Origin of the sequence: Chromatocurvus halotolerans, from assembly GCF_004340525.1 — a bacterium.
In the GTDB taxonomy this organism is placed as follows: Bacteria; Pseudomonadota; Gammaproteobacteria; order Pseudomonadales; family Halieaceae; genus Chromatocurvus; species Chromatocurvus halotolerans.
In genome coordinates this window covers 350,520-370,908 of record NZ_SLWX01000001.1, presented here as the reverse complement: position 1 = coordinate 370,908, position 20,389 = coordinate 350,520, and the positions used below count along the sequence as shown (strand labels likewise).

Sequence of the window (20,389 nt, the reverse complement as noted above, 5' to 3'; positions counted from 1 at the left end):
GGCCGCCCTGTCTTTTTCACGACAGTCGTTCACCCTCATGCATTCCCGTCCGGGCTGAACGGTTACGCCAAACCCTTTCATGCTTTGCCGAGGACATTCCATGAAGTCATCCTGCGTCAAACCTGTCCGTTTTCTTTCCCGCTGCACCCTCGCTCTCTCCCTGCTTTCCGCAATGACGTCATCGCTGGCCTTCAGTGCCGAAAAAGAGCGCGCGTTCTTTGATGGCATTGAAGCCCGCAACGTCGGGCCCTTCCGCGGCGGCCGGGCGACCGTCTCCGTGGGCGTGAAGGACAACCCCCATGTCTATTACATGGGCACAACCGGGGGTGTGTGGAAAACCGAGAACGCCGGTGCGAGCTGGGCGCCGATCTCTGACAAGGACTTCGGTTCGTCTGCCGTGGGCGCGATTGCCGTTGCCGAGTCCGATCCAAACGTGCTGTTCGTGGGCATGGGGGAGTCGCCGTTCCGCAACATTGCTTCCTCACAGGGCGATGGCGTCTACAAATCGACCAATGCCGGCAAGAGCTGGACCCGCGTGGGTCTGGAGAATGTCCGGCAGATCGGTGAGATCCGCATCCATCCGCAGAACCCCGATGTCGTCTGGGTCGCGGCCCAGGGCAACACCTATGCGCCCGATGACAGCGGCGGTATCTACAAGTCGGCAGACGGTGGGGCGACCTGGCGCCGGGTGCTCGAGGCCCCGAATGACACCACCGGCGCGGTGGATCTCGCCCTCGACATGAGCAATCCGCGAATTCTGTTCGCCGCCCTGTGGGATAACCAGCGCGAGCCCTGGTCGCTGCGCTCCGGCGGTGAGGGCAGCGGCATCTGGCGCTCGACGGACGGCGGCGAGTCCTGGGATAGACTCAGCGACGACCTGCCCGAGGGTATGGGCAAGATCGGCGTTGCGGCCTCGCCGGCAAAGCCGGGGCGCGTCTGGGCCATTATCGAGGCCGAGGGTGACGAGGGCGGCCTGTACCGCTCGGACGACGGCGGTGACAGCTGGAGCCAGCTGAACAAGGAACGCATCCTGCGCGCCCGCTCCTGGTATTACATGCACATTTTTGCAGACCCGAATGACGAAAATACGGTGTATGTCCTGAACGCGCCGTTCATGAAGTCCATCGATGGCGGCAAGACCTTCTCCCCGGTCGAGGTTCCCCACGGCGACAATCACTACCTCTGGGTGAATCCGGATAACTCCCGGTGGATGGTCAACGCCAACGATGGCGGGGCGAACGTCTCCTTCGATGGCGGCGAGAGCTGGTCCCGTCAGGACAATCAGCCGACGGCGCAGTTCTACCGGGTCAACACGGACAACGATTTCGAGTACCGGATCTATGGCGGTCAGCAGGACAATTCCACGGTGGCGATTCGCAGTCGCTCCCGCGATGGCGAGATTGGCCGGGATGACTGGGACGTGCACGGCGGCTGCGAAAGCGCCTATGTGGCGATGGATCCGGACAATCCCCGCTACACCTACGCCGGTTGTTACCTCGGACTGATCGACGAGTTCGACACCGAGACCGGCACCACGCGCTCCATCAAGGCCTATGCGGAGCTCGGGCTGGGACAGCTGTCCCGGGACGCGAAGTATCGCTTCAACTGGAACGCGCCTATCCACGTGTCGCTGCACGACCCGGAGGTGATCTACCACGCTGCCAACGTGCTGCTGAAATCCAGCGATCGCGGCTTCAACTGGACGGAAGCGAGTCCGGACCTGACGCGCAACGAGGACGACAAGCAGGGCAGGGGCGCAGGCCCCTACACCAACGAGAACATCGAGCAGTACAACACGATCTTCGCCCTCGCCGAGAGCCCTCACGACGCCGCGACCCTGTGGGTTGGCAGCGATGACGGCCTGGTCCATGTCACCCGTGACGCCGGCGAGACCTGGAAGAACGTGACGCCCCGGGGCGTGGGTCGCGGGCTGGTGAATGCCATCGAGGTGTCTCCCCATAACCCGGCGGTAGCCTACGTGACGGTAATGAAGTACAAGGAAGGCGATAATCGGCCCTATGTGTATCGCACGGCGGACTACGGAAACAGCTGGACGTCGATCAGCGACGGTCTGCCGGAGGCGCACTTTGCCCGGGTGGTGCGTGAGGACCCCGAGCGCGAGGGCCTGCTGTTTGCGGGCATGGAGCGGGGGCTGTACCTGTCCTTCAACGGCGGCGCCGACTGGCAGTCCCTGCAGACGAATCTGCCGGTGGTGCCGGTCACGGATCTCATGGTGCGTCGCAACGACCTGGTGCTGGCGACCCAGGGCCGCGCCTTCTGGGTGCTCGACGACATCGCGCCCCTGCGGCAGTTTGCACCGGCGCAGAAAACCGCGCCCTTCCATCTCTACACACCCTCACCGGCCTACCGCCTGACGCCGACCGAGGGCCGGGCAACCGGTGGAGAAAGTGTGGCGCCGAGTGCCCCCAACGGTGCGGTGATCTACTACGCGCTGCCCGCCCAGATCGACCTGGACGAGCAGTCGCTCACGCTCGAGGTGCTGGACGCTGAGGGGCAGGTCGTCCGCGAATTCGCCACGGATGCCGAGAAGGGACACAAGGGCGGCGGCAGTGGCACCGCGATGGCGCTGCCCGCGCAGGAGGGCATCAACCGCTTTGTGTGGGATCTGCGCGGGGCCCCCGCAACCAAACTTGACTACGACGTCGCCTACGGCGCGGGCAAGGACAAGACCATTGCCGGTTATCGGCTGGCGCCGGGCAGCTATACGCTGCGACTGAGCCTGGGTGAGGAGACCCTGGAGGAAAGCGTCGAGCTGATCTGGGATCCGATCAACCGCTACGAGGCGGAGGCCATTGCCGAGCAGCAGACCTTCCTTGCTGAAGTCTTCGACATGATTGACGGCATCTACCGGCGTATCGGCAGCCTGCAGAGCGTGCAGAAGCAGGTGGAACTGCGCAAGGCACTGGCGGCCGAGGCGGGCGATGATGAGGTAGAAGAGGCCGCCGAGAGTCTGCTTGCAGCCCTGAAAACGTGGCAGACCTCAGTGACGACACCGGACCGCGAGACCTTTCAGGATGTGCTCAACTTCCATCCCCGGCTGGACACCTTCCTGATTGATGTCTACCAGCAGGCCGACAATGCGGTGCTCGGGCTGACCCGGGGACAGCGTGAACGTCTGCAGGATCTGCGGCCCGAATGGCAGGCAGCCATGGAGGCCTGGGATACGCTGGTGGAAGAAGACCTTGCCGCCTTCAATGCGGTGGCAGGGCCCGCGGTAAAGGCGCCGGCGGTGGAAACCGACCGACAGTCGGACTGAGGCTGACTGCTGCCAGCTGATGGGGAAAAGCCCGGCACCCTGGGGGGCCGGGCCTAGCCAGACCTACCCGGCCGGACCTACCCGGCCGGACCTACTCAGCCAGACCCGCTTCTGACAGTACGGTCAGCAGACCCAACTGCGCGCCGAGGTGCGCATCCACGTTTCTCCACCACTCATCCAGCGAATGCGCGCCTTCCGAGGTGCCGCCGCGGCTGATGGTGACCGCGGGAACGCCGATGGAGATCGGCAGATTGGAGTCCGTCGAGGAGATCTGCAGGGACGGCGTCACGCCGAGCGCGGCGGTGGCTGCCATCGTGCGCTGTACCAGGGGTGAGTCCGGGTCACCCATGGCCGCTGGCCGCGTGCCGACCCGCTTGATGTCGACCGTGAGCGCCGGGCCATCGAGTCTGCCCGCGTTTTCTTCCTCCAGGGCCTCCATCACCGCCGCCTGCATGACCGCGTCGATATCGTCCAGCTTGTCCTGGTTGCCGGAGCGCATGTCAATTTCCATCCAGGATTCAAAGGGAATGGAGTTCACCGACGTGCCGCCGCTAATGCGACCGACGTTGTAGCTGGTCTTGTCGCCGACGGAGGTGACCTCAGGCGCCCGCTCGTCGAACAGGGCGATGGCGCGGCCGAGCGCGTGATGCGGGTTGGCCAGGCCAAAGGCGCCCCAGGAGTGGCCGCCGGGTCCGTGGAAGGTCACACGATAACGGTGCGAGCCCACGCCGCCGTAGACAATGCGATCACTGTTGCCGCCGTCCACGGCAATGAAGGTATCGATCTTTTCAGCGCCGTCGCGGAACAGGTGCTTCACGCCGCGAAGGTCACCAAGGCCTTCCTCGCCGACATTGCCGATGAACAGAATCTCGGCATCGGTTTCCACCTCGGCATGCTCCATGGCGCGCAGCACTTCCAGCAGGGTCACCAGACCCCGGGTATTGTCACCGATGCCAGGTGCCATGTACTTGTCGCCCTCAACTTTCACCGTGACGTCGGTGCCTTCAGGGAATACGGTGTCGAGGTGCGCGGCGTAGGCGACGCGCTTGTCATTGCCAGTGCCGGGGCGTCGCCCGATCACGTTGCCGATCTCGTCTATTCGCACATCCTCGAGGCCGGCCTCCCGCAGCATTTCCGCGAAGCGCTCGGCCCGCGCCGTCTCATTGAAGGGTGGCGCCGGAATCTCTGTCAGTTCGACGAGGTCTTCCAGCGACTGCGCCTCGAGGCTGTAAACGTGCTCCATGGCGGCCTGAACTTTCGGGTCTGCCTGCAGTGCTTCGATCTCGCTGCGGTATTCCTGGCTGATCTTTGGAGCCTTATCGCTGGCATATACGGCCGCTGTGCCGAGGGGCCCGCCAAGGACGGCTGCGAGCGCGCCCGCGAGCAGCAAGGTCCGTGGCCTGACCGAAGCCCGTATCCTTACCGCAGAGGGAAGGACAGGCATTGAGGAAGCTGCGGCAGCGAGGCCGCGGAAACCGGGTTGGTGCGTCTTATTCATAAGTTACCCCTGAGTGGTCGCGAATCCGGCATCACAGCAATGCCGGACAGGAAGCGACATCATGACAAGCCCGGCGTCCTGTGTCAGCACCCGCTCCCGGACCCGGGTGGTGTTTCGATGAAACGCGGGTTTATACTCAGCGAACCAAATATTAGAGGGCAATAACGATGGTTCATTCCTTGACGCGCGTTTCCGCTGTCATTCTCGGTGCCAGTCTGGCGCTTTCCAGCCTGCTTGCTCAGGCAGGTACCGCACTGGTGGGCGGCCGCCTCATCGATGGCTACGGCCACCGCCCGATTGCCAACAGCGTGATTCTTGTCGAGGACGGCATCATCCAGGAGGTGGGCACCGTCGAGACTTTGCCCGTTCCCGAGGGCTACGAGGTGGTGTCCACCGAGGGCATGGACGTGCTTCCGGGACTGTGGGAGAACCACGCGCACCTGATGCTCAATGGTCACGCCGACTACGCGCACTGGCACCCCACCTACGTGGATCGCTTTGCCAGCGAGATCATGCCCGCCAGCGCCGTGCAGATGCTGCTGGCGGGTGTTACCACCACCCGGGATCTGGGCGCGCCGCTGGAGGCTTCTGTCTCGGTCAAGCGGCGCATCGAGTCTGGCGAGATCCCGGGGCCCCGACTGTTCATCTCCGGTCCCTTTATCCAGCATGAGCCCTACCCCGGTACGGACTTCTACCGCTGGGGCGTGGATGGCGTCGCAGACGGCGTGCGCAAGGTGAGGACGCTGGCCGACGCAGGGGTCGATATCATCAAGCTGATCGATCAGGACAAGATGACGCTTGAGGAGGCCCAGGCCGTGGTCGACGAGGCACACAGGCATGGTCTCAAGGTCGTCGCGCACTCGCACCGCCCGGATGAGATCCGCCGCGGCCTGGCGATCGGCGTCGACAACTTCGAGCATACGGGCCTGACAACGGCGCCCGAGTATCCCGCGGATGTGATCGAGCTGCTCAAGGAGCGCACCGCCACCGGGCGTGTTGCCGGGGGCCCAATGTTCTGGACGCCCACGGTGGAAGGGCTGTGGAACTACGAGTTCACGGTGGATAACCCGGAAAAGCTCGACAACGCCTGCTGGCATCGGGGGCTGGAGGCCTCGACGATTGCCGATATCAAGGGCTCCATCCAGAATCCCGGCGAGCTCGGCTACACCCAGCTCACGCCGCTGCGCAAGCCGACGCTCAAGCGCAAGTTCCAGCAGCTGCGGGATTCCGGCGTGGTCATGCTGGTCGGCACCGATAGCGGCATTCCCATGAAGTTTCACTGCCAGAGCACCTGGAATGAAATGGATGTCTGGGTGAACGTGATGGACGTGGACCCGATGACGACCATTCGTGCCGCGACCTACTGGGGCGCCGTGATGATGGGCGTCGAGGACAAGTGGGGCACGGTGTCGGCGGGCAAATATGCCGATATCATTGCGGTGAAAGGCGACGTGCTGCGCCACATCAACCTGCTGTCACGGGTGGATATGGTCATGAAGGGCGGCGTGATCTACAAGCAGGATGGACAGCCGGTGGAGGCGGCACTATGACCATGAGACATACACTGGCTGCGCTGCTGGGCGCGTCGCTGTTGCACGTTTCCATCGGGGTGGCTGCCGTCACGCCGGATCACTTTGCGGGCATGAAGGCCCGCAACATTGGCCCGGCGGGCATGTCCGGGCGCATCGCCTCGGTGGCCTCGGTGGCCACTGATCCGAAAATCATTGTCGTCGGCGCTGCCAGCGGCGGCGTGTGGCGCTCAGACAACGGGGGCCTGACGTGGACGCCGTTGTTCGATGATCAGCCGGTCCACTCCATCGGCGCGGTCGCGATCAACCAGAACCACCCCGACATTATCTGGGTGGGTACCGGTGAAGGAGCCACCCGCAACTCGGCGTCCATCGGCGACGGCATGTATCGCTCCACCGACGGCGGGCGCAGCTGGGTCAAGGTGGGCCTGGAGGGCGCCGAAAGAATCAACCGGATTGCGCTGCACCCCAGCGATCCGGATATTGCCTATGTCTCCGCGCTGGGGCCCCTTTGGAGCGACGGCGGCGACCGCGGTGTCTTCAGAACCACTGACGGCGGCAAGACCTGGGCCCAAATTCTCTCCGGGCCCAATGAGCGCACCGGTGCCACCGACATCAAGATGGACCCGCGCAACCCGAAGAAGCTGTTCGCGGCACTCTGGGAGTTCCGTCGCTGGCCCTACCGTTTCGAGAGTGGAGGGCCTGGCTCCGGACTGTTCCGCTCCATTGACGGCGGCGACAGCTGGACCCCGCTGACGGTCGAGGATGGCCTCCCCGAGGGCGACCTGGGCCGCTCGGTCTTTGCCATCGCGCCCAGCGATCCGAACCGGGTCTATGCCCTGGTTGAAGCCGAAACCTCTGCCCTGATACGTTCCGACGACGGCGGCAACCGCTGGAAGACCGTCAACGACGAGGCCAATGTCTCGGTTCGGCCCTTCTATTACACGTTGCTGGACGTCGACCCGCAGGACCCCGATACGGTCTACAACGTGGAGAGCCGCGTGCGCCGCTCTATTGATGGCGGCAGGACCTTCGAGTACATCGCCGCTATCGACTGCTGCGCGCCGGGCCACTCGATCCACATTGACACCCATGCCTGGTGGATCAACCCCTCCGATCCGGAGCACATGATTGCCGGCAACGATGGCGGCATAGCCATCACCCGGGATGGCGGAGATACCTGGCGCTTTGTCGAGAACCTGCCCCTGGCCCAGTTCTATCATGTCGCCGTGGATGACGCGCACCCTTACAACGTCTACGGCGGCCTGCAGGACAACGGCTCCTGGCGCGGGCCCGCCGAAACCTTTGACGTCGGCGGCATCCGCAACCTGCACTGGCAGGAGGTGGCCTTCGGCGACGGCTTCGATACGGTGCCCGACCCGGTTATGGCGAATACCGGCTACGCGATGAGCCAGGGCGGCAACCTGAGCCGCTGGAACCTGAACACGGGCGAGCAGCGATCAATCCGGCCCAATCCACCCACCCCCGACACGGATCTGCGCTTCAACTGGTCTGCGGGGTTTGCCATCGATCCCTTCGAGCCATCCACCATATATTACGGCAGCCAGTTTCTGCACAAGTCGACCGATCGAGGCCTGAGCTGGGACGTGATCAGCGATGACCTCACCACGGACAATCCCGACTGGCAGACTTTCCGCACGTCCGGGGGTATCACCTTTGATGTGACCGCCGCTGAGAACTTCACCACCATCATCGCCGTGGCGCCTTCGAGGGTTGAGCAGGGCGTGATCTGGGTGGGTACCGATGACGGTCGGCTTCATGTCACCCGCGACGGCGGTGAGACCTGGACCAGCGTCGAGGGGAACGTTGGCGGCGTGCCGGACAATACCTGGGTGCCCATGATCTATCCGAGTCCCCACGATGCGGGCACCGCCTTTGTGGTGTTCGACAATCACCGGCGCGGTGACTTCACGCCCTACATCTACCGCACTGAGGACTATGGGCGGCACTGGGAGAGCCTGGCCGATGACTCTATCACTGGCTACGCACTGTCGGTGCTGCAGGATCCTGATGATGGGAACCTGCTCTGGGCCGGCACGGAGTTCGGCCTGTTCCTTAGCCTGAACGCCGGCGAGGACTGGACCCGCTTTACCGCCGGTGTGCCCACGTCCTCGGTCATGGACCTGGCGTTCCAGGAGCGGGAGAGCGATCTGGTGATAGGCACCCATGGCCGTGCCGTCTTTGTGCTCGATGATGTCAGCCCGCTGCGCGGCCTCTCGGCGGGCGACTTCGAGCGTCGATTCGCACTCCTGGGCGCCACCGACGGCCAGCAATACGACAGCAACCCGGTCATCGCCGGCCGCTTCTGGGGCAATGGCGAGTTCAACGCCCCCAACGAACCCTACGGCGTTGTGCTGACCTTCATGGCATCCGGTGACGATCTGCCGCATCCCGATGCCAAGCGCGAAAAGGCGCGCAAGGCGGCACTGCGGGCGACAATGAAGGATGAGGAAGATAGTCGCGATAGCGGCGACGAGTCCGCCGCAGGTAGCGAGCCACCGCGGGCTACCATAACGGTTGCTGATGCCAGCGGTGACGTCATCCGCACCTTTACCGCCGACGTCCAGCAAGGCATCAATCGGGTGGTCTGGAATCTCAGGCGGGACGGTCTGCCACCGCTGCCGGGCAAGGGGAGCAAGCCAGATGACGATCTCCCGCCGGGCATCGAGGCGCTGCCGGGCACTTATCAGCTGACCATAGCCTTCGATGACACAGAGCAGTCGGTGGAGGCGCGCGTGCTTGCTGACCCCCGCAGCCGCGTCTCGATGGCGGCGATGAACGCGAACCAGGCGATGCAGCTGGAGCTGCAGTCCATGCAGTCGACCCTCGACCAGGCCATCCGGCGTGTGCTGAGTGCCCGTCAGGATCTGGCCACCGTGAAAACCCTGATCGAGCAGTCGGAGGACCCCTCGGCTCACGACGCTCTGCAGCAGCAGGCCAAGGCCGCCGGTGAACGGCTGGACGCGCTTGAGGCCGATCTGCATGAGCCCGAGGGCACAGTGGGTCGCCCCTATGGGGACGACAGGGCATCGAGCATGCTGCAGCGGGCGCGGGCCTTCCTGACGTCCACCTACGATGCCCCAAGCCCGACGGCGGAAGCCTTTGTTGAGCGCGCCGCCGCGCGTATCACCGGGACAGTCTCGGCCTTGAACGATTACCTGGCAGGTGAGCACGCAGAGGTTCGGGCGACATTCGCCGAGAGTGGGCTGGGGCTGCTGACGCAGACGCCGGTACCGCTCGACGCGACGCCCTAGGAGCGACAATGTGTGGCGAGTGGCAAGCGTGTTCTGGGCAGGTGAGGTAGCGCACGTCGGCAACCTTCGGGCGGCGCTGGGCCTTTCAGCGCTGCTCTCACTGTGCGCGAGCGTCACTGCGGCGGACACGGGCAGGGCGCAGTGCTGTTCATCCCTGTCGCCGGAGCTACCCCCGGTAACCCACTACGGCGCCAGCCTGTACCGGGAGGAAGATCCACTCGGTCCGTTCCGGTTCGATCCGCCGCTGGTGCGGGATTCGGAGCAATCCATCGAAACCCTCGAATCCGAGGTCGAGACACTCGAGTCTCTCGCTGGGCCCATGGCTGCGCGGCTGTCCCGGCCGGTCGCGGAACTCGGCTATGCAAGCCTTTCGCAGGACCGCGTGACCGAGGCCGTCGATTATCTGCAGCGCGCTGTTCATCTCGTTCGCATCAACCGGGGGCTGTATACCCCGGCGCAGGAAGCGATGCTGGAACAGCTGATCGCAGCCCATCTGCGACTGGGTGATTTTGCCGCCGCCGACGAGCAGCAGGCCTACCTGTATCGCGTCAGGCAATACCAGGAGCAGAATCCTGCCAGCCCCCGGATGCGTGAGGCGACCCTGCACTACGCCGACTGGATGCGCGGTGTCTATCTCGGCGACATGGACCGGTTGCGCTATCCACGCCTGGTGGGTCTCAACGACCTCTATGAGAACGCGATCGAGAATATAGAAGCCAGCGAGGGTGAGTACAGCCGGGCACTGCTGCCCTATCTGCAGGGCCATATCGATCTGTGCTACCTGGTTTCGGTCTATCCCGGTGAACAGCAATCCGGCGTGCGCATCACGGGCGGACCGGCCATGGACGCCAGCCTTGCGAATCAGGCACAGCTGCGCTTCTGGCGAATGCGCGACTATAACTTTCGCTACGGTCGGGAGGCGCTTGAGCGCGCTGAGGCGGTGCTGCAGGCCAACCCCGACAGCTCGGCACAGGAACTCGCGAACGCACGCATCGCCCGGGCGGACTGGTACCAGTGGCACCGACGCTATGCGAAAGCGATTCGCCTGTACGAGGAGGCCTGGGACATCATGGCCGGCGAAGAGGGGGGAGCGGACTGGCTGCAGCGTGAATTCGCCGCGCCGCTGGAGCTGCCGCGCAGCAGGGTCTTCAACCCGGGGGCGGTGCCGCTGGAAGCACAAAACAACGCACAGGTGCAGATGGGCTTCCGGGTAACACGACACGGTGAGGCCAGGGATATCCAGATTCTCACCGAGACCACGGACGAGCAGGTTCAGTTGACGCTGACCCGCGCCTACCATTACCTGCGCAACGTGCGCTTTCGTCCGAGCCTGAAAAATGGCAAGGTCGTCGCTGCGAAGGATTTGCAGCGCACCTACCAGGTCAGGTACTAGGATGAACGAACAGAACAGCCTGAAGACCACGCTTCAGGAGGCGCAGTCGCGGGTGCGTCGCGGTGATGCCCGTTCCGCGCTGGAGTTGCTGCAGGCGGCGATGCCGGTGCACGGCGAGAGCGTCGACCTGCACATGAATGTCGCCATTGCCCAGCGCGCGCTGGGCAACTACCCGGCGGCCATTGAGTCCCTCAATGCGGTGCTGGCGATCGATCCCTATACCTTCATGGCGCTGTTGTCCAAGGGATCCATCCTGGAGCAGATAGGCCACCTGCGCCAGGCCGCCGAGGTCTACCGCAACGCGCTGCGCATTGCCCCGCCGGACGCCAAGCTGCCCGCCGGTCTGGCCGCGCCAATGCAGCAGGCGAGGGCGGTGATTGCCCAGCAGTCGGAGGCGATGGCGGCGCATTTTCGCGATGCCCTGGGCCCGGTAATGGAATCTCACGAGGGCGAGTCGCTGGGCCGCTTTGAGGAATGCCTGGATATTGTGGCCGGCACGAAGAAGGTCTACAACGCCGAGCCGGTGCAGCTGCATGTGCCGCAGCTGCCGGCGATCCCTTTCTTTGAGCGCAGCCACTTCCCCTGGCTGGAAACGCTGGAGGCGGCCACCGACACCATTCGCGGTGAACTCGACAGCCTGCTGAAGGCGGGTCTTCCGGGTTTTGAACCCTACGTGCAGTACGCGCCCGGCACGCCGGAGAACCAGTTCAAGGCGCTGAATCACGCCCGCGAGTGGAGTTCCCTGTGGCTGTGGAAAGACGGTGAAGCACAGAGCGAGTCCATGGCGCGCTGCCCGAAAACCGCGGCCTTGCTGGAGCAGCTCCCGCTGGCAGACCAGCCCGGCTTTGCCCCGACGGCGCTGTTTTCCGCGCTGGCGCCGCACACGCACATCCCGCCGCACACGGGCTCGACCAATGCCCGCCTGCTGGTGCACCTGCCGCTGGTGCTCCCGGGTCCCGCGCGCTTCCGCGTTGGCAACCAGCAGCGGGAGTGGCGTCTCGGTGAGGCCTGGGTGTTTGACGACACCATCGAGCATGAAGCCTGGAACGATGCCGACGAGACCCGGGTGATCCTGATTTTCGATATCTGGAATCCACTGCTCAGCGCCGCCGAACGCGAGCTGATTTCCGCGCTGCTGGTGACACACCGGGACTGGCTGCAGGGCTGAGGCTTGCCTGCTATAGCCACTCCTGCTGCCGCGTGGCCCACTAGACAGAGCGGCGGCCGCGGGAAAACTGTGAAGTCCCGACTTATGCCCCCGGCGGCAGCAGGTCAAACGCCACGGTTATCCGCGACTGCTCCGATTGAAAGGGCACGGTGCCGTGCCACATATAGGAGGGGAACAGGACAAGCGTCCCCACCTCGGGCCGGACCGTTCGCCGCGGCGGCAGGTTCAGGCCGAGTTCCCCGAGCGGTGCGCCAAACTGAATATGGCCCTCAGTCCCCGACCCCGTCGTGACAACCTCCGGAAGGCTGATATACAGCGCTGAACTGATCCAGCCTTCGGGGTGGATATGGTTGGTGTGATAGCCCTGATCGCGCAGTCGCACCGACCAGGCGCCGGCAAAGCGCAGGTCGGCAGCACTCGCCGTCTGTTGTGGACGGCCCCAGAAAGGATGTTGCTCATCGCGCCGAAATTCTGCCATCGCGCTGGCCACCGCCTTGCGAATCTGCTGCTCGAGCACCCGCAAGAGGGGATGCGGCAGGCGAAACAGGAAGCCGTTGGTCTGCGTGCCACCGCGCACGCTCTGTTCGATCGGGTGCGAGCGGGCATGGTGCTGTTCTTCCAGCACCTCGGTCAGCGCGGCAAAAAAGGCCTCGCGGCTTGAAAACGGCTCTGGCACCGGGATGGGCACGGCCACGACCATTTTCTCGTAATCGCAGAGCCAGTGCTCGCGCGCATCCCCCTGCAGCTGCAGCGCTGTCGTGAGGTAGGCCAGAGCCAGCTGGTTGAAAGGCTCGTGACGCAGGACGGCATCGCACAACGCAGCAGCGCGATCCGGCTGCTCGCGGGCCAGGAGGTGCATGGCGAAGTTGATATGCGTCGCCGCACTTTCAGGGTAGCGCTCAAGCAGCTGTTCAAACTGCTGTTCTGCGGATGCGGAATCACCGCGCAGCGCCGCATCCTGCGCCATCAATATTCCGATACCCGGCGTTCCGGGGCAGCCGCGGACAGCGGCGTCGCGCAGGGTTGCCGCGGCTTCATCGGTGTGTCCCATGCGCTTCTGCAGTTCGACCAGCGCCTGCCAGAGCTCCGGGTTCTGGGGATTGCCCTGCGTTGCTGCGCGCAGTCTGGCCAGGGGGTCGCCCGGCGCCCCCACCTCGATATGCAGACGTGTCGCTGTGCGCTGCAGCAGCGCGTGCTGCGCAAAGCGCTGCACGCCGCTTTCTGCGACCGCCAGCGCATCCTCCGGGTGTCCGCCATCGAGCAGCGCATCGGCGTGATTCTGGTACAGGTCCGGGCTGTCGAGCCCGCAGTCGCGGGACGCGGCATAGGCGGCAGCCGCGGCGTCAAACTCGCAGCGCTCACGCAGCAGCTGCGCCAGTGAGTAGTGCAGACGCGGTGCCGCTGGGAGATGCTGCAGCCCCTCCCGGCAGGCCTGAAGGGCTTCCTCGATACTGCCGTGCTTCTGCGCCGCCGCGGCGGCGAGCTCCCAGCCGGGCGCAAAATCTGCGGCGAGTGTGGTCACCCGCTGCGCACAAGTGAAAGCCTCACCCGGTCTGTCGGTCGCAAACAGCAGCAGGCCCAGCGCGTGCCAGGCCTGATGAAACTCCGGCGCCAGCTTGCAGGCCTTGCGCAGGCGTCTCTCGGCCTGGGCCATGTGCCCCTGCCCGCGCAGGAAGGCGCCATAGCTGAGCAGATAATCCGCCCGCTTGGGCTCGCGCGCAACCAGCTGGCGAAAGGTCTTTTCGGCATCCGAACTGCGGTTGCTGCGCTGCTGCGCCAGGGCGAGTAGATGCTGGAAGTCGGTCATCGACGGCGCCCGGGAAAGACACTGTCGACACAGGCGGATGCAGTCATCGAAGTGTTTCTGCTGCAGCAGTGTCGCTGCCTGGGAGAGCAGTTGTGCTGACGGGTTCACAGAAGCCTCAGTACCTGTCGATAGAGCGACTAGTGTAACAAGCCAATGCAGGATTACCGAGAGCGTAACAAGGCTTTGGAGGAGGGAACTATCAGGAGTGCATTGGCCGGGTGAGTCGATGGATCCCGCAAAAAAAAAGGGCCGGCAAAGCCGGCCCTTTACAACACTGCTACTGACGTGTGGACAGTAATCAGTACCTCAGGGTAAAGCCTGCGAACAGGTATTGCCCAAGCGGGTCGTAAATACCCGGGAAGGTATTACCGTTCTCGCGGGCGGTGACGCCCTGATAGACAAAGGGCGGCTCTTCATCGAACACGTTGTTCACACCTACACGAACTGACGCCCAGTCCCTGACTTCCCACGTGGCTGCCAGATCCAGATAGTTCATGTCGTCCAGATCATTCGGAACGTCGGTGAACTCCTGGTCACTGCCCGATACATGACGCCAGATCAGGCTGCCCGTGACATTCCAGGGCGTTGCCCACGTCACCTGCATACGGTTCTTCAGTTCCGGAATGGGGAATCCACAGGGACCACCATACGTGCCCTCGCAGTCGATAACCCCCGCGCCCGGGAACTCTTCCTGCTCAAAGCTAAGGACAAAGCCCGCGATATTGGCAATGTTGATAGTACCCAGGTTACCGATATCGAAGTTATAGGTGATCTCGACATCGACACCAGACGTTGCCAAGAAGCCGATATTCGTGCTGCGCTCATCTACCGCGCTGCCTCCCGAATTCGGCTCCAGCAATGATTGTCCCAGCCACAGGGAATCGTTGAGGCCTCGATTGACCGCGTCGCAGAAAAGTGGGTTACCGGTTTCGATACACTGCAGAAGCGTCGTCTCCGGCTGAACACCCTGAATGGCCTTTTCGATCTCAATGTCGTACCAGTCTACGCTGAGGGTGAGGCCCTGCGCGAAGGATGGCGTAAAAATGAAACCTGCGGTCAATGTATCGGCTTCTTCCGGCTGCAGCTCAGTCGATCCACCGACAACGCTGTTGTACTGCGAGGCGGGGTTCGATTGCGGACCGCCCTGATCCCAGATCGCCTGGGTGACTCCCGAGCGTGCACACTGTTCGAAGGAATACCCGGATCGTGACAATGCATCACCGGGGTTGGACTTCTCGCAGGGATCCCGGTCCATGGCGTAGAGAGAGCCGACCTCAGGCCGGAACAGATCGACCACGTTGGGCGCGCGCACGGCGCGCTGAACGCTGCCGCGAAGCTTGAGGTTGTCGTCAATGGCCCAGCTGCCGGCGAACTTGTAGGTATCTGTCGTCGGGCCGAAGGAATACTCCGAGTAGCGATAACCGACATCGAGAGACAGTGACTGGATGAAATTGACGTCCTCTATGACCGGAATGTTGGCCTCGAAGTAGAATTCATTGACGTCGTAACGTCCGGCAGTTTCGACGATGGTTCCCTGACGCTTGACGTTGTCCGAACCGTCGAACTTCAGGGTCTCTTCGCGAAACTCGTAGCCAACGACAAGCTCTACACCGCTCTCAGCGAATGGAGAGGTAATGCCGTATTCGCCAAGGGAGCCCTGTGCGAAGGCCATGAACACTTCCTGTGAGGTGGTGCCCCACTCGAAGAAGCGCTGTTCCAGGAAATCTGTCTGCTCCCTTGTTACGCCACCGGTGTTCCACAGGTTGTAGGGCACGCACCCATCATCAGCGCCGGGTGCACAGACCGGTGTTCCGTCAGGACCCTCAACAACTTTGATGGCCTGGGGGAAACGATCAATGTCAAAGTAGTTGCCATTACGGTTGTTCATATCCACTTCGGCATACTGGTAGGACACGTCGTAACGCCAGGCATCACTGAGATCACCGCGGATACCAAAAACTCCGCGATAGGTTGAGTGACGGAAGTTGCCAAAACGTGGTCCACCCTCCGCATTACGGCGTCCGATCACCAAGTCTACCACGTCATCGGGGCCCTGGCAGCCAAGAACGTCACGCTGCTGATCTGACATGAACGGGTTGTCACAGTTGACTTCAGTCGGGTTGAAAAAGAAGCCTGACGGGCCAAACTGGGTCGTGGACTTGGTGTCCATGAACATGAGCTCGGTGTAAGCCTCGACGTGCTCGTTCAGGTCGTAATGGGCAAAGGTACCCAGCACGACGCGCTCATCCGGACGTTGCAGAAAAGATGGTGCGGCAAAATTGAAGCCAGGCCCAAACCCGGGGAGCAGTTGATTGCCCTCGACGCGAAAATTACCTCCGGCTGAGTCCGGATCGGTGGCAATGATGCTGCCGGACTCGTTCGTGGCAGAGCCGAGGCAGGTGAGCGAGTCGCGCACCGGGCATGCTGAGTAATCGCGATTGATCTGGGTGACGCCGGCAATCTCACGATAGGAACCGAAGGCCGTGACGTTGCCGCGATCATTGTCGAAGTTGCCACCAATGATGAGGCTGACGTTCGTGGTTTCGCCGTCAAAGGTGGTTCCTGTGGCGAAGGGCTGCCCCGCCTGCTCGGCGGCGTCGGCGATGAGGTTACCGTCGTTGTTGTGGCGCAGGCCGGAGTACTGGTAATCCAGCTCAACGCCCTGGAAATCGTCCTGCATCACGAAGTTCACAACGCCCGCAACCGCGTCTGCACCGTAGGTGGACGATGCACCGCCGGTGAGGACTTCAACCCGTTGAATCAGGTTGCCCGGTATCAGGTTGATGTCCGCAGCGGCTGAGGGGCTCTGCGGCGAGTTTGCCGGCAGTCGTCGACCATTCATCAGAACCAGCGTTCGCGTCGTACCCAGGTTGCGCAACTGCATGGTCGCTGTACCGATGGACTCAATGGCCTGTCCGGAGGACTGGTCCAAAGAAATACCCGGGATTGCTGCCAGTGCGTCCTCGACGCGATTCAGGCCAGTGAACCGGAGCTGCTCGTTGTCGAGCTGTGTGACCGGGCTGGACGACACCAGGTTGGCGCGCTGAATGCGCGAACCGGTAACGACCACTTCTTCGACCATCGCTTCTTCCTGGGCGTTGACCGGAGTCATTCCCATCGCGAAGGCAGTGCCAATCGCGGCGCTGACCGCCATGGACAGACGTTTCTTGTGCAACATAAAGTTGTACCCCTATCAAGTGAACGTTGTGTTGGATTTTTATCCGATTGTCGTGATGCTGCTGACGTGTCCGCGCTTTCCCCGAAGCGGACTATCCTCGGCATGTGTGCTGTATAGCACACGTTGCGCAGCTTTTGATTGTGAAATATTCACATTGTTGTCATTTCTACAAAACGTTGAGCGCGATGGCTGCGGCGGAAGATGTCTCCATACCCTCGCCGCGTATACCGCTAGCGAAGGCGTTTCACGCCAACGCTCTTGCCAGACTCGAGCACGGTCATCTTGTAGAAACCGAGAAAATTCTTGCTGATACGTATCTCGGGGTTTTCAGGCCCGCGGTAGGGATAGCGACCCGCGAGACGCTGTTGCCAGATCTGTCCGTTTTCCAGGCGGAAGATGGTGTCGCCATCCCAGCCGTTGAAATCCCCACTGATTCGACTCTTTATTTCCAGGTTCTTTTCTGCCTCGCGCACCGCCTCGCTGGTGCCCTGCATTATCTGGGCATTACCGGCGGTATATTCGATCAGCCACTCGTTCAACGCCCCCAGTTCAGTGTCTGACAGTTTCTGTAGCCCGGTTCTGCGAAACTGCTCGACAGTCATCAATCGCTCCAGCCCGGGAAAGTCCTCCGCTGCGCTCTGTGGCGCGTGGAAAGACGCGATGCCGCTCACACACAGCAGCAGCGTTGCAGTGAGGCGACCCAGTTTCCGTCCCGGGTGGGAAAGCGGTAGGAGGCCGGCGCAGGGATGGGTGACGTCTGGTCGTGATGTGGCACCGGCCGGTGACGATGGATAAACGGGGATCATGCTAGGTTCGGACATACAGCCTCCTCAGATTTTGTGACGGCGTTGAGTCTAGCAAACCGCGGCGGGAAAGACGCCCTGACGCAGGACGCGGCACAGGAAGGTATCGCACAAGCGTTACCCGGTGGCGCATTGCGGATGGTAAGTTACGCTGCGAAAGGCGATGATCGCCACTAAGCGACGTGCTGTGCAGTGCCGGCTGCGGCGCGACGTGCGGCGGGTTCAGCCGACAATATAGAGAATCACAGGACTATAAATAAGCCTCGACATCATCGGAGAATAGACATCATGGGGATACGAGAGGAATCGGCGCGATGCAAAAAGGAGTTGCGCGCCAGGAAGTGCCTCGCATGAGGGTGAAGATGAGAAAGACGTTTACCATGTCAGGGATTCCGACACTCACCCTGATCCTGCTGCTCACCTGCCTCGGTGCCCGGGCAGACGATCTCGACGAGGTCCCCGACCCCATGGCTGCACTGTCCCGCGACAAGGCGGAGTACCTGTACCAGTTTGCCTTTCACTGCATCGACCAGGAGTACCCGAACAAGACCGGGCACACCATGGCCGACGCGGAGGATCTGGCCACGCCCTCGACGCTGCATCCGGCCTTCTACGGCTGTCTCGACTGGCACAGCGCCGTGCATGGCCACTGGACGCTGGTCAAGATCCTTACCCTTTATCCGCAGCTGGCGGAGGGTGATGCCGTACGCCAGAAGCTTGCCAGGAGCCTGACGCGGGAGAACATCCTGCAGGAGGCGGCGTACTTCGAGCGCGAGCACAACAAGACCTTCGAGAGAACCTACGGCTGGGTATGGCTGCTCAAGCTTGCCGAGGCGCTCGACAACTGGGACGACCCGCTCGCCGACGAGCTGCAAAGCAACCTGCAGCCGCTCACCGACCTGCTGGAAACCCGGCTGATCGAGTTCCTCCCCAAGCTCACCTATCCGGTGCGGGTGGGTGAGCATCCCAATACCGCCTTTGCGCTGTCTTTCGCGCTGGACTACGCTCGCAGCTTCCAGCGCGATACCCTGGAAGCCCTCATCGTCAGTCGTGCCCGCGAGTATTACCTTGCAGACAGGCAATGCCCGTTGACCTGGGAGCCTGGCGGCTTTGATTTCCTCTCGCCCTGTCTGCAGGAGGCGGCCCTGATGGCCAAGGTCCTGCCGCCTGCCGATTACGTTGTGTGGGCAGACGGCTTCCTGCCCGAACTGCTCACCGGGACGCTGACCGGGCTGCAGCCGGCTGTGGTGTCCGACCGCTCGGACGGCAAGCTGGCGCACCTCGATGGTCTCAACTTCAGCCGGGCCTGGTGTCTGTACGAGATCAGCCGGGCCCTCGACAGCCCTGCGCTGATCAGCCTTGCCGATGAGCACCTGGCCTTCAGCTATGACAAGATCAGCGCTGACGAGTATGCCGGCGCACACTGGCTGGCGAGCTTTGCCCTTTACGCGCTGAAAACCGCGATGGAGATGCCATGAGCCACTTCAACCAGCCACTCGGCGGCAACGACATGCCGCGCTTTGGCGGCCCCGCTACGATGATGCGGCTGCCCACTCAGGCCACTGCAGAGGGTCTCGATGCCGCATTTATTGGCGTTCCGGTGGATATTGCCACCTCCAACCGTCCCGGCGCGCGACTGGGACCCCGCCAGATCCGCGATGAATCGCGCATGCTGCGTCCTTATAACATGGCCACCCGTGCCGCGCCCTTCGACAGCCTGCAGGTGGCGGACATCGGTGACGTACCGATCAATACCTTTCACCTGCCGAAAACCGTGGACATCATCAGCGCGTTCTATGACGAAGTGCTGAGCCACGACTGCATTCCCCTCAGCCTGGGCGGCGACCATGTGATCACTTTGCCAATCCTGCGTGCCATCGCGAAGAAGCACGGTCCGGTAGGCCTGATTCACATTGATGCCCACGCCGACGTCAACGAGCACATGTTCGGTGAGGCTATTGCCCATGGGACGCCCTTTCGTCGCGCCCAGGAAGAGGGGCTGCTGGCAAAGGGCAGGGTGGTGCAGATTGGCCTGCGCGGCACGGGGTACTCGCCGGACGATTTTGACTGGTGCCGTCAGCAGGGCTTCCGCGTGGTGACGGCGGAGGAATGCTGGTACCGCTCGCTCGAGCCGCTGATGGCCGAGGTGCGCGAGCAGATGGGCGATGTTCCGGTATATATCACCTTTGATATCGATGGACTGGACCCTGCCTTTGCCCCGGGCACCGGCACCGTGGAGATGGGGGGGCTGACCTCCACCCAGGGCCTGGAAGTGGTGCGCGGCGCCGCCGGTCTCAACATTGTCGGCGGCGACCTGGTGGAGGTCTCTCCGCCCTACGATACCAGCGGCAATACCGCGCTCATGGGTGCGACGCTGCTCTATGAAATGCTCTGCGTGCTGCGGGGCGTGGAGCGTCGCGACTGACGTCGCGCGCGCCGCGGATTCCCCTTATACCGCCCT

The 20,389-nt window shown here is 62.9% G+C and carries 11 protein-coding genes; 7 read left to right on the top strand and 4 right to left on the bottom strand.

Annotated features, from left to right (window positions below):
- Positions 1-100 precede the first annotated feature (100 nt).
- Positions 101-3,277 (top strand): VPS10 domain-containing protein, encoded by a 3,177-nt coding sequence (locus EV688_RS01615; protein WP_117316686.1) that lies wholly within the window; start codon positions 101-103, stop codon positions 3,275-3,277.
- A gap of 91 nt (positions 3,278-3,368) precedes the next feature.
- Here the strand turns inward: EV688_RS01615 and EV688_RS01610 are convergent, their stop codons facing one another.
- A complete protein-coding gene (locus EV688_RS01610; RefSeq protein WP_243650295.1) occupies positions 3,369-4,775 on the bottom strand; it encodes a M20/M25/M40 family metallo-hydrolase in 1,407 nt (468 codons plus the stop codon).
- Between the two features lie 167 nt (positions 4,776-4,942).
- On the opposite strand from EV688_RS01610, the gene EV688_RS01605 reads away from it, so the two are divergent.
- The 4 genes from EV688_RS01605 to EV688_RS01590 are packed head-to-tail and all read left to right on the top strand — an operon-like array spanning position 4,943 to position 12,140.
- Positions 4,943-6,325: an amidohydrolase family protein gene (locus EV688_RS01605; RefSeq protein ID WP_117316681.1), complete on the top strand. Its 1,383-nt coding sequence runs from the start codon at positions 4,943-4,945 to the stop codon at positions 6,323-6,325.
- Complete coding sequence (locus EV688_RS01600) at positions 6,322-9,579, top strand: VPS10 domain-containing protein (protein ID WP_117316680.1); 3,258 nt, start codon at positions 6,322-6,324, stop codon at positions 9,577-9,579. Before EV688_RS01605 ends, EV688_RS01600 begins: the two co-directional genes overlap by 4 nt.
- A gap of 10 nt (positions 9,580-9,589) precedes the next feature.
- Positions 9,590-10,972, top strand: a complete 1,383-nt coding sequence (locus EV688_RS01595) for a hypothetical protein (RefSeq protein ID WP_240624299.1) — start codon at positions 9,590-9,592, stop codon at positions 10,970-10,972.
- Between the two features lies 1 nt (position 10,973).
- Positions 10,974-12,140, top strand: a complete 1,167-nt coding sequence (locus EV688_RS01590) for an aspartyl/asparaginyl beta-hydroxylase domain-containing protein (protein ID WP_117316678.1) — start codon at positions 10,974-10,976, stop codon at positions 12,138-12,140.
- Positions 12,141-12,222: 82 nt separating this feature from the next.
- Here the strand turns inward: EV688_RS01590 and EV688_RS01585 are convergent, their stop codons facing one another.
- The 3 genes from EV688_RS01585 to EV688_RS01575 all read right to left on the bottom strand — a co-directional run bounded on the left by EV688_RS01585 (position 12,223) and on the right by EV688_RS01575 (position 17,946).
- On the bottom strand, positions 12,223-14,055 hold the full coding sequence (locus EV688_RS01585) for a tetratricopeptide repeat protein (RefSeq protein ID WP_117316676.1): 1,833 nt from the start codon (positions 14,053-14,055) through the stop codon (positions 12,223-12,225).
- A gap of 190 nt (positions 14,056-14,245) precedes the next feature.
- The gene (locus EV688_RS01580; protein WP_240624298.1) at positions 14,246-17,125 is read right to left on the bottom strand and encodes a TonB-dependent receptor domain-containing protein; all 2,880 of its coding nucleotides are present in this window, start codon (positions 17,123-17,125) and stop codon (positions 14,246-14,248) included.
- Positions 17,126-17,355: 230 nt separating this feature from the next.
- Positions 17,356-17,946 (bottom strand): hypothetical protein, encoded by a 591-nt coding sequence (locus EV688_RS01575; RefSeq protein ID WP_131917525.1) that lies wholly within the window; start codon positions 17,944-17,946, stop codon positions 17,356-17,358.
- 344 nt (positions 17,947-18,290) lie between these two features.
- Between EV688_RS01575 and EV688_RS01570 the strand changes: the two genes are divergently transcribed.
- Entirely contained in the window at positions 18,291-19,406 is a 1,116-nt protein-coding gene (locus tag EV688_RS01570) for a DUF2891 domain-containing protein (RefSeq protein ID WP_205686578.1), read from the top strand.
- Positions 19,403-20,353 carry an agmatinase gene (speB, locus tag EV688_RS01565; RefSeq protein ID WP_117316670.1) on the top strand — a complete coding sequence of 317 codons (951 nt, stop codon included), beginning with the start codon at positions 19,403-19,405 and terminating at the stop codon, positions 20,351-20,353. The genes EV688_RS01570 and speB overlap by 4 nt, the downstream gene beginning before the upstream one ends.
- Positions 20,354-20,389: the final 36 nt, after the last annotated feature.